25 protein-coding genes and 2 tRNA genes are annotated in these 24,465 nt (G+C 39.7%); 20 read left to right on the top strand and 7 right to left on the bottom strand.

Annotated features, from left to right (window positions below):
* Positions 1-47: 47 nt before the first annotated feature.
* Positions 48-132: transfer RNA gene (locus CVP05_RS07140), tRNA-Leu, on the bottom strand.
* A 4-nt stretch (positions 133-136) separates the two neighbouring features.
* A tRNA-Met gene (locus tag CVP05_RS07135) sits at positions 137-213 on the bottom strand.
* Positions 214-629: 416 nt separating this feature from the next.
* Between CVP05_RS07135 and frdA the strand changes: the two genes are divergently transcribed.
* The 9 genes from frdA to manA all read left to right on the top strand — a co-directional run bounded on the left by frdA (position 630) and on the right by manA (position 8,595).
* On the top strand, positions 630-2,408 hold the full coding sequence (gene frdA, locus CVP05_RS07130; RefSeq protein WP_100288889.1) for a fumarate reductase (quinol) flavoprotein subunit: 1,779 nt from the start codon (positions 630-632) through the stop codon (positions 2,406-2,408).
* A complete protein-coding gene (locus CVP05_RS07125) occupies positions 2,401-3,171 on the top strand; it encodes a succinate dehydrogenase/fumarate reductase iron-sulfur subunit (RefSeq protein WP_100288888.1) in 771 nt (256 codons plus the stop codon). Before frdA ends, CVP05_RS07125 begins: the two co-directional genes overlap by 8 nt.
* A gap of 10 nt (positions 3,172-3,181) precedes the next feature.
* Entirely contained in the window at positions 3,182-3,583 is a 402-nt protein-coding gene (gene frdC / locus CVP05_RS07120) for a fumarate reductase subunit FrdC (RefSeq protein WP_100288887.1), read from the top strand.
* A 12-nt stretch (positions 3,584-3,595) separates the two neighbouring features.
* Positions 3,596-3,943 (top strand): fumarate reductase subunit FrdD, encoded by a 348-nt coding sequence (frdD, locus tag CVP05_RS07115; RefSeq protein ID WP_100288886.1) that lies wholly within the window; start codon positions 3,596-3,598, stop codon positions 3,941-3,943.
* Between the two features lie 188 nt (positions 3,944-4,131).
* Positions 4,132-5,112 (top strand): PTS mannose transporter subunit IIAB, encoded by a 981-nt coding sequence (gene manX / locus CVP05_RS07110; protein WP_100288885.1) that lies wholly within the window; start codon positions 4,132-4,134, stop codon positions 5,110-5,112.
* A gap of 10 nt (positions 5,113-5,122) precedes the next feature.
* Positions 5,123-5,920, top strand: coding sequence for a PTS mannose/fructose/sorbose transporter subunit IIC (locus tag CVP05_RS07105; RefSeq protein WP_100288884.1), 798 nt, complete (start codon positions 5,123-5,125; stop codon positions 5,918-5,920).
* Between the two features lie 14 nt (positions 5,921-5,934).
* Complete coding sequence (locus CVP05_RS07100) at positions 5,935-6,771, top strand: PTS mannose transporter subunit IID (RefSeq protein ID WP_100288883.1); 837 nt, start codon at positions 5,935-5,937, stop codon at positions 6,769-6,771.
* Positions 6,772-6,844: 73 nt separating this feature from the next.
* Complete coding sequence (locus tag CVP05_RS07095) at positions 6,845-7,345, top strand: DUF986 family protein (protein WP_100288882.1); 501 nt, start codon at positions 6,845-6,847, stop codon at positions 7,343-7,345.
* Positions 7,346-7,416: 71 nt separating this feature from the next.
* A complete protein-coding gene (gene manA, locus CVP05_RS07090; RefSeq protein ID WP_100288881.1) occupies positions 7,417-8,595 on the top strand; it encodes a mannose-6-phosphate isomerase, class I in 1,179 nt (392 codons plus the stop codon).
* Between the two features lie 111 nt (positions 8,596-8,706).
* Here manA and CVP05_RS07085 read toward each other — a convergent pair whose 3' ends face one another.
* The 3 genes from CVP05_RS07085 to CVP05_RS07075 all read right to left on the bottom strand — a co-directional run bounded on the left by CVP05_RS07085 (position 8,707) and on the right by CVP05_RS07075 (position 12,253).
* The gene (locus CVP05_RS07085; protein WP_100288880.1) at positions 8,707-10,035 is read right to left on the bottom strand and encodes an NCS2 family permease; all 1,329 of its coding nucleotides are present in this window, start codon (positions 10,033-10,035) and stop codon (positions 8,707-8,709) included.
* Between the two features lie 58 nt (positions 10,036-10,093).
* On the bottom strand, positions 10,094-11,383 hold the full coding sequence (locus CVP05_RS07080; protein ID WP_100288879.1) for an HlyC/CorC family transporter: 1,290 nt from the start codon (positions 11,381-11,383) through the stop codon (positions 10,094-10,096).
* A 66-nt stretch (positions 11,384-11,449) separates the two neighbouring features.
* On the bottom strand, positions 11,450-12,253 hold the full coding sequence (locus tag CVP05_RS07075; protein ID WP_100288878.1) for a cytochrome C assembly family protein: 804 nt from the start codon (positions 12,251-12,253) through the stop codon (positions 11,450-11,452).
* 140 nt (positions 12,254-12,393) lie between these two features.
* On the opposite strand from CVP05_RS07075, the gene rppH reads away from it, so the two are divergent.
* Genes rppH through CVP05_RS07055 form a run of 4 tightly spaced genes read left to right on the top strand, consistent with a single transcriptional unit; the run spans position 12,394 to position 15,455 of the window.
* Positions 12,394-12,990, top strand: a complete 597-nt coding sequence (gene rppH / locus CVP05_RS07070) for an RNA pyrophosphohydrolase (RefSeq protein ID WP_100288877.1) — start codon at positions 12,394-12,396, stop codon at positions 12,988-12,990.
* 2 nt (positions 12,991-12,992) lie between these two features.
* Positions 12,993-13,784, top strand: coding sequence for a sulfite exporter TauE/SafE family protein (locus CVP05_RS07065; RefSeq protein WP_100288876.1), 792 nt, complete (start codon positions 12,993-12,995; stop codon positions 13,782-13,784).
* A gap of 13 nt (positions 13,785-13,797) precedes the next feature.
* Positions 13,798-14,592, top strand: coding sequence for a prolipoprotein diacylglyceryl transferase (gene lgt, locus CVP05_RS07060; RefSeq protein ID WP_100288875.1), 795 nt, complete (start codon positions 13,798-13,800; stop codon positions 14,590-14,592).
* 11 nt (positions 14,593-14,603) lie between these two features.
* Positions 14,604-15,455 (top strand): thymidylate synthase, encoded by an 852-nt coding sequence (locus tag CVP05_RS07055; RefSeq protein ID WP_100288874.1) that lies wholly within the window; start codon positions 14,604-14,606, stop codon positions 15,453-15,455.
* Between the two features lie 45 nt (positions 15,456-15,500).
* On the opposite strand, the gene rdgC is transcribed toward CVP05_RS07055, so the two are convergent.
* Positions 15,501-16,409 (bottom strand): recombination-associated protein RdgC, encoded by a 909-nt coding sequence (rdgC, locus tag CVP05_RS07050; protein WP_100288873.1) that lies wholly within the window; start codon positions 16,407-16,409, stop codon positions 15,501-15,503.
* 63 nt (positions 16,410-16,472) lie between these two features.
* On the opposite strand from rdgC, the gene proC reads away from it, so the two are divergent.
* Positions 16,473-17,294 (top strand): pyrroline-5-carboxylate reductase, encoded by an 822-nt coding sequence (gene proC, locus CVP05_RS07045; protein WP_100288872.1) that lies wholly within the window; start codon positions 16,473-16,475, stop codon positions 17,292-17,294.
* On the top strand, positions 17,294-18,454 hold the full coding sequence (locus CVP05_RS07040; protein WP_100288871.1) for a 3-phenylpropionate MFS transporter: 1,161 nt from the start codon (positions 17,294-17,296) through the stop codon (positions 18,452-18,454). The genes proC and CVP05_RS07040 overlap by 1 nt, the downstream gene beginning before the upstream one ends.
* 57 nt (positions 18,455-18,511) lie before the next feature.
* Here the strand turns inward: CVP05_RS07040 and aspA are convergent, their stop codons facing one another.
* Positions 18,512-19,930 (bottom strand): aspartate ammonia-lyase, encoded by a 1,419-nt coding sequence (gene aspA / locus CVP05_RS07035; RefSeq protein WP_100288870.1) that lies wholly within the window; start codon positions 19,928-19,930, stop codon positions 18,512-18,514.
* Positions 19,931-20,229: 299 nt separating this feature from the next.
* Between aspA and CVP05_RS07030 the strand changes: the two genes are divergently transcribed.
* The 5 genes from CVP05_RS07030 to CVP05_RS07010 form a co-directional block, all read left to right on the top strand.
* Complete coding sequence (locus CVP05_RS07030; RefSeq protein WP_100288869.1) at positions 20,230-20,709, top strand: FxsA family protein; 480 nt, start codon at positions 20,230-20,232, stop codon at positions 20,707-20,709.
* 99 nt (positions 20,710-20,808) lie between these two features.
* The gene (locus CVP05_RS07025) at positions 20,809-21,099 is read left to right on the top strand and encodes a co-chaperone GroES (protein WP_100288868.1); all 291 of its coding nucleotides are present in this window, start codon (positions 20,809-20,811) and stop codon (positions 21,097-21,099) included.
* Positions 21,100-21,157: 58 nt separating this feature from the next.
* Positions 21,158-22,804 (top strand): chaperonin GroEL, encoded by a 1,647-nt coding sequence (groL, locus tag CVP05_RS07020; protein WP_100288867.1) that lies wholly within the window; start codon positions 21,158-21,160, stop codon positions 22,802-22,804.
* 126 nt (positions 22,805-22,930) lie between these two features.
* Entirely contained in the window at positions 22,931-23,959 is a 1,029-nt protein-coding gene (locus CVP05_RS07015; protein WP_100288866.1) for a hypothetical protein, read from the top strand.
* Positions 23,956-24,465, top strand: a 510-nt coding sequence (locus CVP05_RS07010; RefSeq protein ID WP_133118711.1) for a hypothetical protein, incomplete at its 3' end; no start/stop codon positions are given. The genes CVP05_RS07015 and CVP05_RS07010, both read left to right, overlap by 4 nt.

Here is a 24,465-nt window from a genome sequence, read left to right as displayed (position 1 = left end):
TACCGCTTGGCGATACCCCACCTACTAAAAGAATGCAAGCTAATGAATGGTGCGGGACGAGGGACTTGAACCCACACACCTCGCGGCGCCAGAACCTAAATCTGGTGCGTCTACCAATTTCGCCAGTCCCGCAATATGGTGGCTATGACGGGATTCGAACCTGTGACCCCAACATTATGAGTGTTGTGCTCTAACCAACTGAGCTACATAGCCTCACCATTTGCATTCACCTCATCGGCTTTGCGGCGCTCATTATGCGGATATTCCCTCCTCTCGTCAACTCTTTTTTCGAGATAAAATTGCTTTTTTCGTTTATTAGTCTATAGAATAGACAATTATTCATCTTTCCGTCATATATCTTGATTAAGATAGCGATTTTTTCTGCTCACAAAAACATTTTCAAATTACACCGCACTTTCTTAATCTGCTTAATAAATAGGCCCTCAATAATAGTTGACTAAAAAAGTAAACTATTATTTTTATTCACTTTTTTGAGGTAGATCACGAAATCAAGTTATTTTTTAACATTTTTGCAAAAAAAGATTAAATCTGTTTAGAAATGGTGGCACAATAAGTCTACCTAACGAAAACAGCTTTTATTTTATCTTGTTAATTATTGGAGGAATATCGTGCAAAGTGTTAATGTCGATATTGCAATTATTGGTGCAGGCGGCGGTGGCTTACGCTCAGCAATAGCCGCTGCACAAGCAAATCCTAATCTAAAAATTGCATTAGTATCTAAAGTTTATCCTATGCGTAGCCATACTGTAGCAGCCGAAGGTGGCGCTGCTGCTGTCATCAAAGATGAAGATTCATATGACAAACATTTCCATGATACTGTTGCCGGTGGCGACTGGTTATGCGAACAAGATGTTGTCGAATATTTTGTTCAACACTCTCCTGTTGAGATGACACAATTAGAACGTTGGGGTTGTCCTTGGAGTCGTAAAGCCGATGGCGATGTCAATGTACGTCGTTTCGGTGGTATGAAAATCGAACGTACTTGGTTTGCCGCAGATAAAACCGGCTTCCACTTATTACATACCCTTTTCCAAACTTCTATTCAGTTCCCACAAATTCAACGCTTCGATGAATATTTTGTTTTAGATATTTTAGTTGATGATGGTCATGCCCGTGGTTTAGTTGCCATGAACATGATGGAGGGCACCCTAGTCCAAATTAATGCGAATGCCGTCGTGATTGCAACGGGCGGTGGTTGTCGAGCATTCCGCTTTAATACGAATGGGGGCATTGTAACGGGTGATGGCTTATCTATGGCTTATCGCCACGGCGTGCCTCTCCGTGATATGGAATTTGTTCAATATCACCCAACAGGTCTCCCAAATACCGGTATCTTAATGACCGAAGGCTGTCGTGGTGAAGGCGGTATCTTAGTCAATAAAAATGGTTATCGCTATTTACAAGATTACGGACTAGGTCCTGAAACACCTATTGGTAAACCTGAAAATAAATATATGGAACTCGGTCCGCGTGATAAAGTTTCTCAAGCATTTTGGCAAGAATTACAAAAAGGAAACACCTTAAAAACCGCAAAAGGCGTTGATGTTGTTCATCTAGACTTGCGCCATTTAGGGGAAAAATATTTACATGAACGTTTGCCGTTTATCTGTGAATTAGCGAGCGCTTATGAGGGTGTTGACCCAGCCAAAGAACCTATTCCTGTTCGCCCAGTTGTACACTATACGATGGGTGGTATCGAAGTCGACTTCAATAGTGAAACCCGAATTAAAGGTTTATTTGCTGTCGGTGAATGTGCCTCTTCTGGCTTACATGGCGCGAACCGTTTAGGCTCTAACTCCTTAGCGGAACTTTTAGTGCTTGGTCGTGTTGCGGGTGAATATGCTGCCCGTCGCGCAGCGGAAGCTTCGCCAGCCAATCAAACTGCTGTGGATGCTCAAGCTCGAGACGTCGTGCAACGTTTAGAAGATTTATATAATCAAGAAGGGACTGAATCTTGGTCACAAATTCGTGACGAGATGGGCGATTCAATGGAAGAAGGCTGTGGTATTTATCGTACCCAAGATAGCATGCAAAAAACTGTTGATAAAATAGCAGAACTTAAAGAGCGCTATAAACGTATCCGTATCACCGATCGCTCCAGTGTGTTTAACACCAACGTACTCTATACTGTTGAGCTTGGTTATATTTTAGATGTAGCACAATCTATTGCAAACTCTGCGCTTGATCGTAAAGAATCTCGTGGTGCTCATCAGCGTTTAGATTACACTGAGCGTGATGATGTGAATTACTTGAAACATACATTGGCGTTCTATAATGAGAACGGTGCACCACGCATTGAATACAGCGATGTCAAAATTACAAAATCTCAACCTGCGAAACGTGTTTACGGTGCGGAGGCAGAAGCGAAGGAGAATGCAAATGGTTAATCAAGCGATGATGAATATTGAAGTATTGCGTTACAACCCTGAAGTTGACAAAGAACCGTATTTACGCACCTATCAAGTGCCTTATGATAGCCAAACCTCTTTACTTGATGCTTTAGGTTATATTAAAGATCAACTAGAGCCAGAGCTTTCTTATCGTTGGTCATGCCGTATGGCCATTTGTGGCTCTTGTGGCATGATGGTTAACAATAAACCTAAACTAGCTTGTAAAACATTCTTGCGCGATTATAGTGGCTATATGCGTATTGAACCAATGGCTAACTTCCCAATTGAACGTGATTTGGTTGTAGATTTAAGTCATTTTATTGAGAGCTTGGAATCCATTAAACCTTATATTATTGGTAATCAAGCGCCTGAATTATCAGGTAATCCTGAACCTTCTTCTGAGTTGGCAAAAAGCCGTACAAAACAAACCCCTGCACAATTGGAGAAATACCGTACCTTCTCTATGTGTATTAACTGTGGTTTATGTTATGCAGCTTGTCCACAATTCGGCTTAAATCCTGAGTTTGTTGGCCCTGCCGCGTTAACCCTTGCTCATCGCTACAACCTTGATAATCGCGATAATGGTAAAGCGGAACGAATGAAAATTATCAATGGAAAAAATGGTGTTTGGAGTTGTACCTTTGTGGGCGCGTGTTCAGAAGTTTGTCCTAAACACGTTGATCCTGCTGCTGGTATCAATCAAGGCAAAGTGGAAAGTGCAAAAGACTTTGTCATCGCCATGTTAAGACCAGGACAGTAAGGAGAATAAAATGACAACAACGAGTAAACGTAACAAATATGTGCGTGAAATCAAACCAACTTGGTGGACCAAATTAGATTTTTATAAATTGTATATTGCGCGGGAAGCAACATCAATTCCAACTCTTTGGTTCTGTCTTGTTTTATTCTACGGCTTAGTTTGTCTTGGGGGTGGTGTAGAAGATGTGAAAGCGAACTTTATTCCGTTCCTACAAAATCCTATTGTCGTCATCTTAAACATCATAACCTTAGCGGCCATGTTATTAAACACCGTAACCTACTACGTTATGACACCAAAAGTGATGAATATTGTTGTAAAAGACGAACGTCTTAACCCTAATATTATCACGGCAATACTTTGGGCAGTCACTGCATTAGCTAGCCTAATCATACTGGTGCTACTTTACAACTAATTGGGGGAAGAAATGAAAACAGATCCAAAACGTTCTAACGAACCTGTCGTGTGGTTGCTATTTGGTGCAGGTACTACCGTAAGTGCGATGTTTTACCCTGTACTCGTACTTATCTTTGGTTTTTTACTACCATTTGGGTTAATTGATGGTGGCGTAGAAAATTTAGTTGCATTTTCCCAAACTTTCATTGGTAAATTATTTATTCTTATTTTATTAATTTTCCCAATGTGGGGGGCAATGCATCGCATTCATCATGGTCTACATGACTTTAAAGTGCATGTGCCTGCTGGCGGATTAATTTTTTATGGTTTAGCCACACTTTATAGCGTACTTGTATTATTTGCAGTATTTAATCTTTAATTAACCACTCTATTAATCTTAACGGACAAGTCATCTTGTCCGTTTTTGTTTCAAAAACCATTCTCTTTGATCTTCATCATAATTATTTTAAAAAATAAAAAAAAAATGATATTTATTTCTATTAATATCATTTAGAATGCGTCTATTTTGATTTACTTACCATTCTGAAAGAATTAAGGAGTTAATTAATGAGTATTGCTATCATTATAGCAACTCACGGTGTAGCGGCTGAGCAATTGCTCAGAACCACAGAAATGCTCATTGGCGAACAAGAAAATGTCGCCTTTATTGATTTCGTACCCGGTGAAAATGCTGATACTATTGTTGGTAAATACCAAGAAAAATTATCCACCACCCTATCCCATTGTGAACAAGTCCTATTTTTAGTAGATACATGGGGAGGCAGCCCATTTAATGCAGCTAGCCGTATAGCCAACGATAATAATAACATGGACATTGTTACAGGCGTCAATGTACCCATGTTGGTAGAAACGTTTATGGCACGTGATGACAACCCAAGTTTAGACGAGCTGGTCGGCATCGCACTAGAGACCGGACGAACTGGTGTTCGAGCCTTTAAATATCAAGAACCCGAAGAAACCGTCTCTCCTCCAGCGCCAACAGCCGCCGTCACACAGCCCGCAACCCAAGTACCTGTTGTAGACAATGGTAAACGAATGACTTTTGGATTAATTCGCATTGATGACCGTCTTATTCATGGTCAAGTGGCGACCCGTTGGACAAAAGAAAGTAAAGTAAGCCGTATTATTGTCGTTAATGATGATGTCGCGAAAGACAGTGTGCGTTCAACCATGCTAAAAAGTGTTGCGCCTCCTGGTGTAACGGCCCATGTGGTCAATATTGATAAAATGGTACGCGTATATAATAACCCTGAATATGGTGATGAACGCGTCATGTTATTATTCACAAATCCCTCAGATATTGTACGCCTATTAGATGCCGGAGTGCCTATCACTTCCGTCAATATTGGGGGCATGGCTTATCGCGAAGGCAAAAAAATGATCACGAGCGCTGTTGCCGTTGATCAACAAGATATTGAAGCCTTTAAACAAATTGATGCCAAAGGCATTGAACTGGATGTGCGTAAAGTCTCTAATGATAATCGCCAATATATGATGGATCTATTAAAGAAAAATAACTTAATCTAAGGAAAATATTATGGAAATCTCAACACTCCAGATTGTACTCGTCTTCCTTGTATCCTGTCTTTCAGGAATGGGATCAATTCTTGATGAATGGCAAACTCACCGTCCACTTATTGCCTGTACTCTTATTGGATTAGTACTTGGTGATATAAAAACAGGCATCATCATCGGTGGTTCCTTAGAACTATTAGCCCTTGGTTGGATGAATATCGGTGCGGCTATCGCGCCAGATGCTGCATTAGCCTCTATTGTTTCAACCATTCTTGTCATCGTCGGTGGGCAAGATATTGCAACGGGTATCGCCATTGCTATTCCACTTGCTGCCGCAGGTCAAGTACTCACTTATGTTGTACGCGCAATTACGGTTGGCTTTCAACATGCTGCCGATAAATCTATTCAAGATGGTAATTTAACACGCTTAGACTGGATTCATTGCTCCGCATTAATTTTACAAGCGATGCGTATCGCAATCCCGGCTTTAATTGTTGTTTTAACTGCTGGTACCGATGCGGTACAAAACATGCTAAATATGATTCCTGAAGTGGTGACAACAGGGCTTAAAATCGCAGGTGGATTCATTGCCATTGTGGGTTATGCGATGGTAATCAACATGATGCGAGCAGGCCATTTAATGCCATTTTTCTATGCGGGCTTTGTTGTTGCTGGATTTACCGACTTCAATTTAGTTGCTCTTGGTGTATTAGGTGCAATCATGGCTGCCCTTTATATCCAGTTACACCCTAAATACAATAAAAGTCAACAGGTTGTACAAGCAACAACCCATAATGACCTTGATAACCGTCTTGATTAATAGGAATTTAATATATGTCTACTGAAATCAAAAAAGTCACTCAGCGCGATTTGAATGCCGTTGTATTACGTTCAAATCTTTTCCAAGGTTCATGGAACTTCGAGCGTATGCAAGCTCTTGGTTTTGCCTATTCTATGGTACCGGTTATCAAACGCTTATATCCTGATCCAAACTCTCAAGAACGTAAAGACGCAATTAAACGCCATCTCGAATTCTTTAACACTCAACCTTTCGTAAGTGCGCCCGTATTAGGTGTGACTATCGCAATGGAAGAAGAGCGCGCAAATGGGAAAGAAATTGATGATGCTGCAATTAATGGAATTAAAGTTGGTCTCATGGGGCCATTAGCCGGTGTGGGGGATCCTATTTATTGGGGAACTGCACGACCTATTTTTGCTGCGCTTGGTGCAGGTATCGCACTAGATGGAAGTCTATTAGGTCCATTATTGTTCTTTATTTTATTTAATTTAGTCCGTTTAGCCACTCGCTACTATGGTGTGACCTATGGTTATAAAAAAGGGCTGGATGTCGTCGGTGATATGAGCGGTGGGCTATTACAAAAACTCACTGAAGGTGCCTCTATTTTAGGCTTATTTATCATGGGGGCGCTGGTGCAAAAATGGACAAGTATTAATGTCCCTCTAGTAGTCTCTGAAATTCAAATGCAAGATGGCACAACGAAAGTCGAGACGGTACAAGGGATCTTGGATAGTCTAATGCCTGGCCTATTGCCATTGTTAGTGACCTTTGCTTGTATGTGGTTACTACGCAATCGTGTAAATGCATTGTGGATCATTATAGGCTTCTTTGCTATCGGCATTCTCGGCGCTTGGACTGGTATACTTGCTTAATCATACAACCTAAAAGTGCGGTGCTTTTTTAATATATTTAACAACGCCGCACTTTTCATTTGATATCGCAATAATGACAAATACATTACTATTTATCGGTATTCTGCTTTTCTTTATCTATGCGCTCTATGATCAGTTTGGTATGGATAAATTAAAAGGCAAGACACTACTTAAAATTCAATTACAAAAACAAGCCAAAATAGATGGATTAATTTTTATTGGCTTAATTTTATTGGTCATTTATCAAGGTATCCACCACATCAATGCGATCTCACTTTATTTACTGACCACTTTAATTATGCTTTGCATTTATGGTGCATTTATCCGTCACCCTAGTTTTCTACTCAAACCGACGGGATTTTTCTTTGGTAATTTTTTTGTGCCATATCAGCATATTCATAGCATTAACCTTACTGAAAACTCCATCTTAGTGATCGATCTCAAATCAGGTAAACGCTTATTAGTTCGTATTGCCAATCCCAATGACTTAACAAAAATTATCGAAAAACTGACCGCTCTTCATGTTATTAACCCCGAAAGTGAGCAAACTTTAAAGAAAATATTGAGTAAATAAATTGAACAACTTGTTTAACACACTCGTGTATTATAGGATCAATACACATCTATTTTATAAGGTTTCAAATCATGTCAAAAATCTATCCTTTGCAAGGCACCTTACAGCATTATGTTTGGGGCGGAGCGGATTACATTCCTCATTTACTGCACATAGAAAAAAATCAGCCATACTATGCAGAACTCTGGCTAGGTGCTCATCAATCCTCGCCATCAATACTTAACAATCATCAACCTCTTACAGAATTTTTAACTCAAAACCCAACGGTTCTTGGTGAAAAATCACGCCAAGTATTTGGGGATACCCTGCCCTATTTACTTAAAATTCTTGACGTTAAACAGCCGCTTTCCATTCAATTACACCCCACTAAACAACAAGCTGAAATAGGGTTTGATCAAGAAAATAGCAAAGGGATCCCACTAACTGCGCCAACACGTACATATAAAGACAACAACCATAAACCGGAAATGATGATTGCCTTATCCGATTTTTGGTTGCTACATGGTTTTCAACTGAAACATAAAATTATTGACACCCTCAATGGGCGACCTTCGCTAAAAAAATTAGCAACACAACTTGAAAATCAAAATCTATCAGATTTTTATGCCCATGTTATGCAAGCGAACCAAGCGCAATTAGCTGAATATTTATTACCCATTATTCATGGCAACAAGGCTCAACACTTATCCCTAGATAACCCTGATTATTGGGTTTGTTACACAATGGAAGCCATGAATATTTCTGAAGATAAATTAGATGCGGGGTTAATTTGTTTTTATCTATTTAATATTGTTCACCTCAAACCAGGTGAGGGCATTTTTCAAGATGCGGGTATCCCTCATGCCTATTTACGTGGGCAAAATATTGAATTAATGGCCTGTTCAGACAATGTCATTCGTGGCGGATTAACGCCAAAACATGTGGATATTCCTGAATTATTAAAGGTTATCAACTGTACGGAGATCGAACCGAGTATTATTGCGCCAGCACCAAAAGATCAAGCGTACACTTATCCTACCCCCGCTAAAGATTTCGCCTTAAAAAATCTCCCATTCGCGCCTGCTCACATTCATCAAAGTGCGGCTAAAAATGCAGAAATTTTATTGATAATGGAAGGAGAAGCAAAAATTAGCACAAATCATACCGCACTTTTGCTCAAACAAGGGGAAAGTATATTTATCGAAGCTGAAACGCAATATCACATTGAAGGTATGCAAACTGGCTATGCCGTCGTTGCAACATTGCCATAAACTTGACGGGATTTTTAAGGACAGGAGATAACCTGTCCTTAAGGCGATTTCATCTCGGCCGTAAAGGTGTAAGAACCGCAACCATGTTGTCCATTACACCTACATTTTTAACTAAATCGCCCAACCTCCCACATAAAACACCACTAACACCACTGCAATCACTACCGTGCCAATGTTCAATCTTTTCCATTCGCCACTCACTAATCGACCAATCACTAATGTTGCGAACCCTAGCATAATCCCCGTTACAATATTTGCCGTTAATACGATGAATACCGCGCAAACTAAACCGCTCATCGCACCAACAGAGTCAGAAAAGTCTAACTTGCTCACGTTACTTAACATCAATAATCCCACATACATCAACGCTGGTGCTGTTGCATAACTCGGTACTAAAAAAGCTAATGGTTGAAAAAATAACATACACAAGAATAACACGCCGACAACTATCGCGGTGATCCCTGTTTTTCCTCCAGCCGCTGTTCCAGCAGCCGATTCAATATATACCGCAGCAGGGGCTGTACCAAAGACACCAGACATTAAACTACTTACAGAATCAGAAGTTAGCGCTTTTCCCCCATTAATAATTTGTCCATCTTTGTCTAATAAATCCGCTTGACCAGCAACCGCGCGAATCGTCCCTGTGGCATCAAATACCGCCGTCATCACCAAAGCGAACACGACTGGTAAAATAGCAGGCTGCAGCGCGCCCATGATGTCCAGTTCTAAAAATAAAGATTGCTCACCAAAGGTTGGCATTTTGAATACTTCACCGCTAAATTTCACCGCAGGATCAAATATTAAGCCGATAATCGTAATCGCGATAATCACCCATAAAATTCCCCCTTTTACCTGTCTTTTTTCCAAGCCAATAATCGCAGCTAACCCTAGCAAGGACATCATGACAGGAAATGAAGTGAATCCTCCTAATTTGACCGGCAATCCTGCCTCATTGCTTACGACCATTCCAACACCATTTGCCGCAATCAAAAGTAAAAAAAGACCAATCCCGATCCCAGCTCCATGCGCAATGCTCACCGGTAAATTACGTAAAATCCAAGCTCGCACTCCGGTCGCAGAAATTAATGTGAATACTACCCCCATTAAAAAAACAGCGCCTAATGCAACGGGAATACTCACTTTTTGCCCAATAACTAAGCTAAAAGCTGTAAACGCGGTTAAAGAAATCGCACAACCAATCGCCATTGGCGCATTTGCCCAAATACCGATTAAAATCGATCCTAAACCCGCAACTAAACAAGTTGCAATAAAAACAGATTCTGCAGGAAAACCGGCCACGCCTAACATGCTTGGTACAACAATCACGGAATATACCATAGCAAGAAACGTTGTAAGACCGGCAATAATTTCTTGACGTAAATTAGAACCACGTGCAGTAAGTTCAAAATATTGCGCAAAACGAGAAGGTTGAGCTGACATAAAATATCCTTCAATAAAGTGAAATAAATTAATGGGTTATTCGTTGTTCCCCATAGGGTTAAATAACATCATTGTTTGGTAAAATCTGTTGTACTTTCGTCACTTTGGCCTGTTTAATCATGTTATCACTGACTTCTAAAATCATAATTTCCAAACCATCAATTTGACATATCGTCCCTTCTTCAGGAATCTCTTCTAAATGTTCTAAAATTAAACCATTAAAAGTGCGTGGCCCTTCTGTACTCAAATGCCAGTCAAATAATTTATTAATATCACGAATATTGGCCGAACCTTCAATGATAACGGAACCATCTGATTGTGGCATCACTTCCTGATCAATAGACGGTGTAGTTGACGTAGTGAATTCTCCAACTATTTCTTCTAAAATATCCTCTAATGTCACTAAACCTTTGATATCGCCATATTCGTCCACAACTAACCCGATACGCTCTTTATTGTTGCGGAAATTCACTAATTGTGCTGTTAATGACGTACTTTCAGGAATAAAATAAACCTCATCAGCTGCGCGAACTAATGTTTCTTTCGTAAAATCATTTTTATCTAACATTAAACGATAAGCTTCACGCACACGTAACATGCCGACTACATTTTCGTCCATGCTTCCCTTATATAATACAACTCGGCTATGAGCAGCATGATTCAATTGGCGCATGATAGACTTCCAATCATCATCAATATCAATACCGCCAATATCATTGCGAGGCACCATAATATCATCTACCGTGACCTCTTCCAGATCCAAGATAGACAACAACATCTCCTGGTGGGCTGATGGAATAAATTTGCCTGACTCATTAACAATAGAACGTAGTTCTTCAGGACTAAGGGAATGGGCCTTACTTTCTGTTTGTAACCCTGTTAATTTCATTAACCCCTTAATAATCATATTCATAAAAAATACGATAGGCGTACTCAGTTTCATTAACAACGACAGAATATGGCTCGCGGTAAATGCAATTTTTTCCGGGTAGACTGCTGCTACGGTTTTAGGATAAATTTCCGAACAAATTAACATCACAAAGGTTAACGCACCTGTTGCTATGGCAACCCCAGCATCCCCATACAAACGCATTCCAATAATCGTCGCCAATGCCGAAGCAATAATATTGACGAGGTTATTACAAATCAAAATTAAACTGAGAAGTTTATCTGTATGTCTTAATAGATATTCTGCTTTACGCGCACCACGATGGCCTTTTTCTGCCAAAAAACGCATGCGATAACGATTCACAGAAAGAAGTGCGGTTTCAGAACTAGAAAAAAACGCAGATAGGATTAATAAGATCGCTAAGGTAATAAATAATGTACTAAGGGGGATACTGTCCAAGTTAGGGGTCCTATATTGAATTAATCATTAAAAAAGTGCAGCAAATATCACCGCACTTTTCACCTGTTAAACATGTAACATTGCTCGACTACCAAAATAAGCAACGGTGAGTAATATCATACCTGAAATTGTATAAATTAACACCCTCTTTCCACGCCAATGTAACTGCTGATGGCCTATAAGTAATAAACCAAAAATAATCCATGCTACAAAAGAGAAAATCGCCTTTTGGATATTTTGTTCCGCAAAAAAATCTGCTAAATAAATGACACCTGAAATCAACGTCAGGGTTAACAATATTTCTCCACTGAGCAAAACACGAAAAAAATGACGTTCTACTGTCATAAGTGGCGGAATCATTGGGGAAAACGTCATTTTTTTATGCTTTAAATTGTGATCGATCCATGTTAGCTGAATAGCATACAATAATGCAATAAAACATACGGCATAAGCAAATAGCGCCAATCCAATGTGGATTAATAACCCTGTATTTTGACTTAGATGTTGCACCACATGGCCAGGCAAAAATGTTGCCACAACTAAATTAATCACTGAAAAACAATAGACAATGGGTAATAAAAACCAAAGTGTATTGACATTAAGCAACATCGCAATAGTGGCTAACGTCGCAATAATCACACTCATTAATGAACCGATTTCCATTAACGTAAAATTGTGCCCATCAATTAAATTGCTCAATACCTGATTAACGCTAATAATATGAAAAACTATCGCTAAAAGTGCGGTTAAAAAAAATAAAGTTTTATTTGATTTTTCTGTTCTCGCTCCAGTCTGTACTTTCAATAGTATAGGAATAATAAGCAGCACACTTAATACATAAGCGGAAATAGACACTATCGCAACAGTCATAAGAAAACTCCATTAAAGATAATGAAGTTTATTCTAACCATCGTAAGACAAAAAACAAGTAAAATTAGCGGTTGTTAAAAAGTGTATATTATGAAACAATCACGTCTAATTATATAAAAATTTTATTAAGGTAAACGATAGTGATCGATTTCGATGGCTACCGTCCGAATGTGGGCATTGTAATTTGTAATCACAAAGGGCAAGTGCTTTGGGCAAAACGATACGGACAAAACTCTTGGCAATTTCCACAAGGTGGGATTAACGATAACGAAACGCCAGAACAAGCGATGTATCGTGAATTATTCGAGGAAGTCGGTTTAACACGCAAAGATGTCAAAATTTTATATGCATCTAAACACTGGCTACGTTACAAATTGCCAAAGCGTTTATTGCGCTACGATTCCAAGCCCATGTGTATCGGACAAAAACAACGTTGGTTTTTTTTACAATTGGTTTCAGATGACAACCAAATCAATATGCATGCCAATAAATCACCAGAGTTTGATGGTTGGCGTTGGGTAAGTTATTGGTACCCTGTGCGGCAGGTTGTGTCCTTTAAACGCGATGTTTATCGCAAAGCATTAAAAGAATTTTCCACATTTTTTTTAACGAATAATGGCGCGTCTTATTCCCCAAAACAAGGGAAAGAAAAAATGGAAAATCGCACCGCACTTTTATCAAAAAAACAATCGTATAAAAAGCATTCAAAAAAATATTCTTCAAAAACAAAGGATTAATCATGTTAACCTTCTTTTTAGTTTGTCTACTGGTAGGCGCTATTGCTGGCTTCTTAGCCGGATTATTTGGCATTGGCGGCGGATTAATTATCGTACCAATTTTAGTCTATTTATTACCGATGGTTGGCGTGCCAGAGCCAATGTTAATGGCGGCTGCGCTAGGCACTTCTTTTGCCACCATCGTTATCACCGGTTTTTCCTCAGCACAACGCCACAATAAACTGGGCAATGTGGTTTGGCCTGTCGTCAAAATTATCGGCCCTGTGATCATGATAAGCACCTTTATCTCCGGCCTATTTATCGGCAAACTGCCAAAGGATATTTCAAGTAAAATTTTTGCCTGTCTCGTCGTATACATGGCCATTAAAATGATTTTATCTATTAAGCCACAAACCGTAGAGCGCGTGTTAACCAAAACAGCGGCAGTAGTTGGCGGTGTATTAATCGGAATTGCCTCCAGTGCTGCAGGTATTGGCGGTGGCGGATTTATTGTCCCCTTTTTAAATAGTCGAGGGATCGATATTAAAAAAGCCATCGGCTCATCTGCATTTTGTGGCATGTTACTGGCGACATCAGGCATGCTAAGCTTTATTATTGGTGGTTGGAATGTAGAAGGCATGCCGCCGTATTCACTGGGCTATGTCTACTTTCCAGCGGTATTTGGCATCACCCTCAGTTCGTTTTTCACCTCAAAGCTTGGTGCAAGCGCTGTCAGTAAATTGCCTGTCCCCGTATTGAAAAAAGCCTTTGCGATTTTCTTAATTTGTATTGCGATTAATATGTTTATTCGCTAATGAAAGGATAAGTATGAACGAATTTTTCTCTTTCCCACAATTTGATCCCGTTATTTTCCAACTTGGCCCCCTTGCCTTGCGTTGGTATGGTCTGATGTATCTACTGGGGTTTATCTTTGCTCGTTGGCTGGCTGTTCGTCGCGCAAAACAAACTGGTAGCGGTTGGACGGTAGAGCAAGTTGATAGCTTATTGTTTAATGCATTCTTAGGTGTCATCTTAGGTGGACGATTAGGTTATGTCTTCTTTTATCAATTTGACTATTTATTGCAAGACCCACTCTATTTATTCCGCATTTGGGAAGGAGGAATGTCTTTTCATGGCGGTCTAATCGGGGTAATTCTTTCCATGATTATCACGGCAAAACTGCAACATCGCTCCTTTTGGAAAACAGCGGATTTTATCGCGCCACTCATTCCTTTTGGGCTCGGCGTTGGGCGGATTGGTAATTTTATCAACGACGAACTTTGGGGACGTGTAACTGATGTGCCATGGGCGGTATTATTCCCTTCTGGCGGGTTCTTACCTCGCCACCCATCACAATTATACGAAGCGTTTTTAGAAGGCGTAGTTTTATTCTTTATCTTAAATTGGTTTATAAAAAAACCACGTCCAGCCGGCTCAGTAGCAGGCTTATTCCTATTCTTCTACGGATTATTCCGCTTTATTGTTGAATTTTTCCGTGAACCCGATCCGCAACTCGGCCTATATTTCGGACAACATATTTCTATGGGACAAATTCTCTCAACACCGATGATTATTGGTGGTCTCGCCATTATATTTTGGGCTTATAAAGCGCGGTCAAAATAAGGAAACTTTTTATGCAACAATATTTAGCACTCTGTCAACGCATTATTGATGAAGGTATTTGGATTGAAAATCAACGTACTGGCAAACGTTGTTTAACCGTCATCAATGCAGATTTAACCTATGATGTCAGTAATAACCAATTTCCCTTAATTACTACACGTAAAAGTTTTTGGAAAGCGGCTATTGCGGAATTTTTGGGTTATATTCGAGGTTATGATAATGCTGCTGATTTTCGTAAATTAGGCGCGAAAACATGGGATGCCAATGCCAATGAAAATGCAGTATGGCTCGCGAATCCACATCGTAAAGGCCCTGATGACATGGGGCGAGTGTATGGTGTACAAGGACGAGCTTGGCGCAAACCCAATGGCGAACACTTGGACCAACTGCGGAAAATTGTCAATAATTTAAGTCAAGGCATTGATGATCGTGGCGAAATTATGACTTTTTACAATCCAGGTGAGTTTGATCTCGGTTGTCTACGTCCATGTATGCACACACATACTTTCTCATTACTTGGCGACACGCTTTACCTCACGAGTTATCAACGTTCAGCAGACGTGCCTCTCGGCCTAAATTTTAATCAAGTACAAGTTTTCACTTTCCTTGCATTAATGGCGCAAATTACCGGTAAAAAACCTGGCTTAGCCTATCACAAAATTGTGAATGCCCATATTTATGAAGATCAGCTTGAACTCATGCGTGATGTGCAGCTTAAACGGGAGCCATTCCCACTCCCCCAATTAGAAATTAACCCAGATATAAAAACCTTTGAAGACTTGGAAACATGGGTAACCTTAGATGATTTTAAAGTAGAAGGTTATCAATGTCATGAAGGAATCAAATATCCATTTTCAGTGTAAGCGCGATTGAATTGGGCGGATAATACCGCCCAATAATCTTTCAATTTACAACCGCACTTTTTCGCCACCTAAATCATCGAGCAAATTTTCAGTTAATTTAGCCAAAATACCTGTCATTAGCACAAAATCCGCATCAAAACGCTGTGCCACATCTTCTTTCAAAATATCATCATTTTTCTCACGCACTTGGTCAGCAAACTTTAAGCCCTTGAGCGTACCATCATCACAAAAAACAAAACTCAAATGCGCCTCCCAATCTAACGCGAGTTTTGTAATCAATTTACCATTAGATAAATGCGCTAGCATTTCCTCACTATCTAATGGATGATTTTTGCAACGAATAACGCTTTCATTCTCAGCTGATTTTAACTCTGCCTCATCAAGTGCGGTTAAATATGATGGTGTTTTATCTTGCTCAATCCACTCAGTCATGGCAACAGCGGGTTCGTGAACAAAACTTAATGGAACAACAGGCAAAGAACCCAGTGTTTTTCGTAATAATGCCAATGTATCCTCAGCCCGTTTACTGGAGGCCGCATCAACATAAATTAAATTCGTCTCACTGTCGATCCACAAAGCTGTATATTGGTTTTTACTAAACGCTCTAGGTAATAACGCGCTAACAATATCATCTTTTAATGCTTGTTTTTCTGTTTTTTTCAACTTACGATTTTCTTTTGCTTCAAGTTCCATCACGCGTTCGTCTAGGGATTTTTTCACCACATGGCTGGGTAAGATTTTTTCCTCTTTATGAGCAACTAACAAAATATGTTTACCCACTGAAAAATGCAATAAATCACTCCCTCGCAGAGGCGTTGCCCAACCAAACTGACTCATATCCGATTGTTGACATGGTACATAGCGACATTGTTGCAACTGTGTCTGTAAAGCCTCTCCAGACCAATCCAATGTCTTTGTTAAACGGTAAATCATGACATTTTTAAACCAGAACATAGTCAACCCTTCTTCTAATCTGATAAAATAAAGCCCCTATTCTACCCTAAACGGAAATAAAATATGCAGCAAAAATCGATCTGTTTTATTGGTGGCGGCAATATGGCCCAAGCCATTATTTTAGGTTTATTAAAAACAGGCTACCCGCCTCATCTTATTACGGTTTGTGATCCTAATGCTGACAAACTGTTTTATTTTGCCAAGCAAGGCGTCCAAACGCAGCCAAACAATGCCGTTGCAGCTCAACAAGCTGACGTTGTTTTATTAGCCGTAAAACCTCAACTCATGGCCGAAGTTTGCCAACATTTAACACAAAGTGCGGTAGATTTTAGTCATAAATTAGTCATATCGATTGCGGCAGGCATTTCTCTTGCTCGATTAAGCGCCCTTTTACCAAGTGCCACCCAAGTTGTACGTATAATGCCAAACACGCCAGCCTTAGTTTCAGAAGGAATGGCCGGTTTATATGCCTCGCCTAGTCTAGATATTGAACTAAAAACCTTCGCGGAAAATTTACTCAGCGCAGTAGGAAAAACCTGCTGGGTCGAGAAAGAAGAACACATGCATACTGTCACAGCAGCTTCCGGCAGTAGCCCGGCTTATTTTTTCCTCTTAATGGAAGCCATGCAGAACGCTATCACCGATTTAGGTTTTGATCAAGAAACTGCCCGCTTGCTTATTCAACAATCTGCACTAGGCGCGGCGAAGATGGTCATTGAAAATCCGGAGATTTCACTCACCACTTTACGTGAAAACGTCACCTCTAAAGGCGGAACAACCGCAGCAGCGCTTGACATTTTCGCACAACATGATTTATCAACCACTGTGCAGCAAGCCATACACGCCTGTATTCAACGCTCACAGGAAATGGAAACCTTATTTTGATGAAAACGAGTGCATTTCAGTGGATGGCATTTAGCTTTTTTGGCTATTATTGTGCCTATGCGGTATTTGTCCCTTTTTTCCCTGCGTGGCTTAAAAGCCATGCATATACCGAAGAAACCATCGGTTTAATCATCGCCTCCTCTTACCTTTTCCGTTTTATCGGTGGGTTACTTTTCTCAAGCTTAATTCATCGAGCCTCTCATCTACTTAATGCCTTACGCTATTTAGCATGGGGAGGCATGGTACTGGTCATTATTATGGGATTGGTGGTGGAAAATATTTGGCTTCTGTTTTTAGCCCTCGCGATTTTTAGTATGCTCAACGCCGCAGGCATGCCGATTTCCGATACCTTAGCAAGCACATGGCAGCGCCAAATTCACCTTGATTATGGCAAAACACGATTGATTGGCTCAATGGCTTTCGCCCTCAGTGTCACGCTATTTGGCTATATTATTGGTTGGTGGGGCGAAGATAAAACATTATGGATTTTAACCGCACTTTATATAGCCTATGCTTTGGTACAAATGCGTACGCCATCGCCATTACCGCAAGATGAAACGGAAAGTGCGGTCAAAAATCAAGTCAGTTTTTCTCAGCTACTTCGTAACTCAAATACGCTGAGACTATTTATTGGCGTGTCTTTAATTCAAGGATCGCATGCCGCATATTATACCTATAGTGTCATCTATTGGACTTCACAAGGTATCTCTCTTTCAACCACCAGTATCTTGTGGGGATTAGGTGTCTTAGCTGAAATTTTGTTATTTTTCTTTTCTTCTCGTTTATTTAAACATTGGACAGTCAGCCATTTACTGTATTTTTCAGCCTTTGCCGCGGTCATTCGTTGGTTAACACTCAGTGCTGCCGAAAGCATTATGCTTATCGCGCTCACTCAACTTATGCACAGTTTAACCTACGCAATGGGGCATTATGCGATGGTACGCTATATCACCACTCAACCCCAATCCCATATGGCAAAATTACAAGGCTTGTATAATGGATTGTCCAGCTGTGCGGCAATTGCCATTCTCACGGCCCTTGCTGGCTTTATTTACCCAATTTCTGCGAGTATCACTTTTATTGCGATGGCAATATGCGCTGGATTAGCCCTACTATTTATTCCTCGCAAAGTAGAGGCTTTTTTTGTGAAAGCGATTTAATTCATTGAGGTGATAAAAAATGGGGCATATCGCCCCATTATAATGTCTCAATCACAATTATTTTTGTAATGCCGCCTTGTAGGTAGGATTCATTAAGTTCTCAACTGATAAAATGTCATCTAATTGTTCTTCCGTTAATAACCCTTTTTCCAATACAACTTCCCGTACGCCACGACCTGTTTGGGCACAGATTTTCCCAACAATATCCCCGTTATGATGACCAATAAAAGGATTTAAATAAGTCACAATACCAATGGAATTAAAGACGTAATTTTCACAAACCTCTTTATTGACTGTAATGCCATCAATACACTTATCACGCAAATTCACACAAGCATTAGTCAAAATATCAATAGACTCAAACATCGCTTGCCCAATCACCGGTTCCATCACATTTAATTGTAGCTGGCCAGCCTCTGCAGCAAAGGTCACGGTTGTATCATTACCAATCACTTTAAAGCAAACCTGATTAACGACTTCTGGCACAACCGGATTGACTTTCGCTGGCATAATAGACGAACCCGCTTGCAATTCCGGTAAATTGATTTCATTTAACCCCGCTCGAGGCCCTGAAGACAATAATCGTAAATCATTACATACTTTAGATAATTTCACTGCAGTACGCTTCAAGGCACCATGAACCATCACATAAGCGCCACAATCTGAGGTTGCCTCAATTAAATTTGGTGCGGGTTTACATGGTAAACCGGTGACCTCTGCTAAGCGCTTAACCACTAACTCCGAATAGCCTTTTGGAGTGTTCAAGCCAGTACCAATCGCGGTTGCACCTAAATTGACCTCAAGCAATAGTTCCGCAATATAAGTTAAGTTTCGCACTTCTTCATCTAATAACACTGAAAATGCCTGAAACTCTTGTCCCACAGTCATTGGCACCGCATCTTGTAACTGGGTTCGTCCCATTTTTAAAATATGCGCAAACTCTTTCGCTTTATTTTCAAATCCCTGTTGCAAGTACAAGACTTTGCTCACTAACTTCATAACACTGTTATATACTGCAATCCGGAAACCCGTTGGATAAGCATCATTAGTTGATTGGCTCGCATTCACATGATCCATTGGATCTAAAAATTGATATTCCCCTTTCTTATGCCCTAGAATTTCCAACGCTAAATTCGCCACCACTTCATTCGTATTCATATTAACAGATGTGCCCGCTCCTCCTTGATATACATCGGACGGAAATTGATCCATACATTTGCCGGTATTTAAAATAACATCACAAGCTTCCACAATCGCGTTAGCAATTTTTTTAGGAATTGCCCCTAATTCACCGTTTGCTTGTGCTGTTGCTTTTTTCACCATCACCATGCCGCGTACAAATTCTGGTACATCAGAAATCGTGGCATTAGAAATATTAAAATTTTCAACCGCTCTTAATGTATGAATTCCCCAATACGCGTCTGCCGGCACATCTCTTTCGCCTAATAAGTCTATTTCTTTTCTTACTTCACTCATTATTTTCTCCTTTGCTTTGAGTGCAATCACAACATACTTGCCTGTTACTCATCAGGCTTTGATCATGAGTGGATTATAGAAAAAACCAGGAAAAAATAATGTGATCTAAATCATATTTCTTATGAGGATGCCAAGATATAATTTAATCATTCGGATTAGTTTTTTTAATGTGAAAAGATAAAATCCAAAAAGCGTTAGAACATAATTTTTTCGCCCTTTAGCCCCTAAACATATTGAAATTTAACCAATCCTCCCCATATCTATAATCAAATAAATTCATTTTGATACAAGGATACACTATGCCATTGATTATTTTATTTATCCTATCCAGTTTTTTATTTATCTATCTTGAATTGTCATTATTAGTTTGGATTGGATCGCATATTGGTATTATTGGCTTAATTTTATTACTTATCCTTTCCTCTTTCGTTGGATTATTGATGATCCGGGCTCGTGGTTGGTATACGTTATTTAATGTGCAAAAACAACTGGCGCAAGGTGAAATCCCTGCTCGTTCCTTATTAAAATCCGGGATTTGGATTGTGGCTGGTGCATTATTTTTCATTCCTGGATTCTTAACGGATATACTGGCTATTTTGTTACTGATTCCCGCAGTACAACGGTTATTTGAGCAATTCATATTGAATAAAGTGCGGTTCTTTTCTGCCAAATTTTCCGCGAATTCTCACCGCACTTTTTATCGTCAAAATGGCCAAGAAGGTGAAGTTTTTGAAGCTGAATATGAAAAACAAGTGGACGATGATAAACGGATAAAATAATTTTTTATTGTCCCTTGAAAGCCTAATTTTTTGCCCCATATAGGCAATATGCTTTTTTAATGAAAACCAAAAACAATGACTTAAACAGGAGAACTCCAAATGAATATTCGTCCATTACATGATCGTGTAATTATCAAACGTGAAGAAGTTGAAACGCGTTCAGCTGGTGGTATTGTACTGACAGGCTCAGCAGCAACAAAATCCACTCGTGGTAAAGTATTGGCTGTTGGTAAAGGTCGTATTTTAGATAACGGCACGGTACAACCACTTGATGTGAAAGTTGGCGATCTTGTTATTTTTAATGATGGCTACGGTGTTAAAGCTGAAAAAATTGATGGCGAAGAAGTATTAATCATTTCTGAAAACGATATTTTAGCAATTGTTGAATAAACTCTCTTTTCATTGGACATCATAGGTCCAGGCAAAAATAAATAAAAGGAAAACGAAAATGGCAGCAAAAGATGTAAAATTTGGTAATGATGCACGCGTTAAAATGTTAAACGGTGTCAATATTTTAGCAGACGCAGTAAAAGTAACCTTAGGCCCGAAAGGTCGTAATGTGGTTTTAGATAAATCTTTCGGTGCGCCAACCATTACTAAAGATGGGGTATCTGTAGCACGTGAAATCGAATTAGAAGATAAATTCGAAAATATGGGCGCACAAATGGTGAAAGAAGTTGCGTCTAAAGCAAATGATGCCGCAGGTGACGGTACAACGACTGCAACAGTATTAGCTCAAGCAATCGTGAATGAGGGGCTAAAAGCTGTCGCAGCTGGCATGAACCCAATGGATTTAAAACGTGGTATTGATAAAGCTGTCGCTGCAGTTGTTGCCGAATTAAAAGATATTTCAAAACCTTGTGAAACCTCAAAAGAAATCGAACAAGTCGGTACTATTTCTGCAAACTCTGATAGCATTGTAGGCCAACTCATCGCACAAGCTATGGATAAAGTTGGTAAAGAAGGGGTCATTACTGTTGAAGATGGTACCGGTCTTGAAGATGAATTAGATGTTGTTGAAGGTATGCAATTCGATCGTGGTTACTTATCCCCATACTTCATCAACAAACCTGAAACCGCTACTGTTGAGTTAGATGCACCTTATATTTTATTAGTTGATAAAAAAATCTCAAATATTCGTGAATTACTTCCTGTATTAGAAGGTGTTGCAAAAGCGGGTAAACCATTATTAATCATTGCAGAAGATGTTGAAGGTGAAGCCCTTGCCACATTGGTTGTGAATACTATGCGTGGTATTGTGAAAGTTGCTGCAGTTAAAGCACCTGGCTTCGGCGACCGCCGTAAAGCGATGCTACAAGATATTGCTATTTTAACCGCTGGTACAGTGATTTCAGAAGAAATTGGTATGGAGCTTGAGAAAGCAACCCTTGAAGATCTTGGTCAAGCGAAACGTGTAGTCATCAATAAAGATAATACAACCATTATCGATGGTATCGGCGATGAAGCTCAAATTCAAGGCCGCGTAGCGCAAATCCGTCAGCAAATCGAAGAGTCTACTTCTGATTATGATAAGGAAAAATTACAAGAGCGCGTAGCAAAATTAGCTGGTGGCGTTGCGGTCATTAAAGTCGGTGCAGCAACTGAAGTTGAAATGAAAGAGAAAAAAGCACGCGTAGAAGATGCATTACACGCTACTCGCGCAGCTGTTGAAGAAGGTGTTGTTGCCGGTGGTGGTGTTGCATTAATTCGTGCAGCAAGCAAAATTGCAGGCAAAGTACAAGGTGATAACGAAGAGCAAAATGTTGGTATTAAACTCGCATTAAGAGCGATGGAAGCACCACTTCGCCAAATCGTAACGAATGCTGGTGAAGAAGCTTCTGTTGTAGCTAGCGCAGTGAAAAATGGCGAAGGTAACTTCGGTTATAACGCAGGTACAGAGCAATATGGCGATATGATCGAAATGGGTATCCTTGATCCAACTAAAGTCACTCGTTCAGCCTTACAATTTGCCGCTTCTGTAGCTGGTTTAATGATTACAACTGAATGTATGGTCACTGACTTACCAAAAGATGACAAAGCCGATTTAGGTGCTGCTGGTATGGGTGGCATGGGCGGAATGGGCGGCATGATGTAATTCTCGTCTAATAAACAATGAAAAGCCCTAGTATGAACACTGAACTTATTCATACTAGGGCTTTCTTTTTACCGTTTTCTTAAGTAACATCAAAATCAACTACAACTACCTATAGGGGAAAAACCAATGACAGACAGAGTGATAACAACCGGAATAGCAGAGCCTATAGAGAATAATAGTTATACTATTCATGTGGAAGATGCCTATTTTTTAGTGCTGGGATTTGAAGTCAATAAATCGCCGTTAACCAATCCGAATTTTGAAGAGGATATGAAAAAGAAACAGATAGAAATTGAAATGAAAGCCAAACAGATTGAGGAAAGAAATAAAAAAGAAGGGAGATCAGATCCTATTCCTACCTTTGAAATGCCTGAACGGGTTTATTCAAGTATTCCCGCCATATATGCTCAACCTCATCTTAATCCTTATGCTTACCCTTATGTTTATGATGAGGGAGTGCCTAGTAAGGAAACGCTGCATCGAGCCCAAGAAGATCCGGGTCATACCTTTATGTATTTGGTTAAGGGCGAAAGAGCGACCACTTTCTTTAGTTTCGGTCCATTAGTTAGCGATCCACACAGGTTGGAAGAATATATAGAAAGTCAAAAAGATTCACCTCGAAGGGCGACAGATATATACGCACAGAGATATGCCCTTGCCTCTTCTCAGCCACAAGATATGATTGACGGAATAAACAAGGGAGAAGCGAATAGAATCAGAGGGTTAGGGACACCGGATTACCGGATTCCGGAAAAAACCTTTTTATTTAAAAAGAAAATTAGTGAAGAAGCATATCATCAAATCAAAGCACAGGCTGAAAAAAACAGAGCAGAGATTATATCCGGTAGTAAATATTATAATGTGATTTTTAATAATACTTGTGCGGAAGAAGTGAGAAATGATGTGATAGGCGATGCGATTCCTGATTTACCCTATGGACGAAGTCTGGCGGTATTAACATCAATTAGTGCAATTAACCCCTATGCATTTTATGACCAAATGAAACAGTATGCCGCTAAGACAAGGTATATTGGGGAATTTGTTGTGGATAAGGGCGATGAAAAAACAACAGAGGAATTCTGGAGAAAATTTATGGATGAGATTCGTGAAGGAAATAATCCTCGCGATGTGCTTTTACCAGAGGAGAAAGAATGATGAAAATGCTTAAGTTTTTGGGAATCAATATACTGTCCCTATTTTTCAGTACGCTATCTTTTGCAGACGTCTCTAAAGCTGAGAATATTCAATCCGATTACATAGATATTGATAGAGTGACTGCCAAACAAGCCTATCAATTTACCCGTCAAGATGTGGAGGTGGTTAAAAAATTAATTTATAGCTCTTTAGCGATTTTAGAACAAAAATCAACCATTTATCGTGAGTTAGCCAAATTGGGCAAGCCTTTTAAAGGCGGTGAAAATGTACCTAAAAAATTGTTTGAACCAATAACAAGCGGTGGTATCAGAACGAGACATATATTTAGAGAGGCGACGGCTGAACAACCAGAAGTTTGGGGAATATATGGCAGCTATCTCGAAAAACGATTAAGACAAAAGCGGTGGGATTATGCAAGTATTAGAATTTTTGTGGACGATTATGGACAGGCGACAGATTTTTTAGATAGTGATTTTGAGGAATTTGATTTAGTGTTTAAAGAAAAA

Origin of the sequence: Conservatibacter flavescens, from assembly GCF_002795425.1 — a bacterium.
Classification (GTDB): Bacteria; Pseudomonadota; Gammaproteobacteria; order Enterobacterales; family Pasteurellaceae; genus Conservatibacter; species Conservatibacter flavescens.
The sequence above is the reverse complement of the archived record's forward strand: the minus strand, read 5'-3'. Positions and strand labels throughout refer to the sequence as shown.